Below are 1,088 nucleotides of genomic sequence, written 5' to 3' on the forward strand. Positions count from 1 at the left end.
TCGAAGTCCTTACTTAGTTTATTTGTAGGTCACGTAATTAAACCCGGAATACTGAAATAGAAAACTGACCCTTTTCCGCTTTCGCTTTCAACCCATATTTTACCGTTATGAAGATGAATAATCTCGGAACACAAATACAACCCAATGCCAAAACCCGGTATAGCTTTAGTTTGATTATTTTCCACCCGGAAGAAACGATCAAATAATTTAACAACATCTGCGGGTTCAATACCCATACCCTTATCTTTAACGCTAACCTGTACCTTATCGTCAATTAATTGACATTCAATTTCAATTCGCTCTCCATTAGGCGAATATTTTACAGCGTTATTTAATAGATTAAGCATGACCTGTTCTATCCGGTCGTAATCTGCATATAAAGGTAAAGGTTCGCATGGATAATAGGTAATTATATGATCTGGTGCGATTAGCGTATAAGCCTCTATGATTTCTTTAACCAGGTCATTCAAAAGAAAATTACTTTTATTCAGAGGTATTTTCCCAGCCTCTATCTGCGAGACATTGAGGAATCCGTTAATCATTCCGGTCATTTTTTTGACCTGTTGCGTAACTTTACTTAGCGTTTGGGTTGTAAATGTATCTGCGTTTTTCGTAGCTTTAAGATGAAGCATTTGTATATAACCATTTAAAGCAGTAAGCGGGGTTTTGAGTTCATGACTTACCATGGTAATAAAGTCATTTTTTCTTAACTCTTCCTGCTTTTTATCTGTGATTTCCAAAACGGAAATAATAAATCGATAGGGTTTATCCTCGCCATCGAAATAGGCTTGACCTTTCGCTCTTAGCCAACGTACCTTTTGATCTACTACACCTACAGTCCGGTATTCTACATCATAAAATCCATTGCTCTCTAACCTGTTAAACACCCGATCAATAGCTTTTATTACCCGTTCTTTATCGTCGGGATGCAACCCCTCTAAAAAATCTTTTTCATAGGTAACTGTATCCTGGTGGTCAATGCCGAATAGTTTCCGGCAACGTTCGTCCCATTCCATCGTACCTTTTGCTATATCCATATCAAAAGTGCCGAGTTCTGCAGCGAGTATGGCCAGTTTAAATTTATCTTT

The 1,088-nt window shown here is 37.6% G+C and carries 1 protein-coding gene; it reads right to left on the reverse strand.

What is annotated here, in order from left to right; genetic code table 11:
* Positions 1 to 29: 29 nt before the first annotated feature.
* Positions 30 to 1,088: sensor histidine kinase (locus tag NAF19_RS30485; protein ID WP_252794254.1), on the reverse strand; the 1,059-nt coding region annotated here is incomplete at its 5' end.

This window comes from Mucilaginibacter flavidus, assembly GCF_024055575.1.
Classification (GTDB): domain Bacteria; phylum Bacteroidota; class Bacteroidia; order Sphingobacteriales; family Sphingobacteriaceae; genus Mucilaginibacter; species Mucilaginibacter flavidus.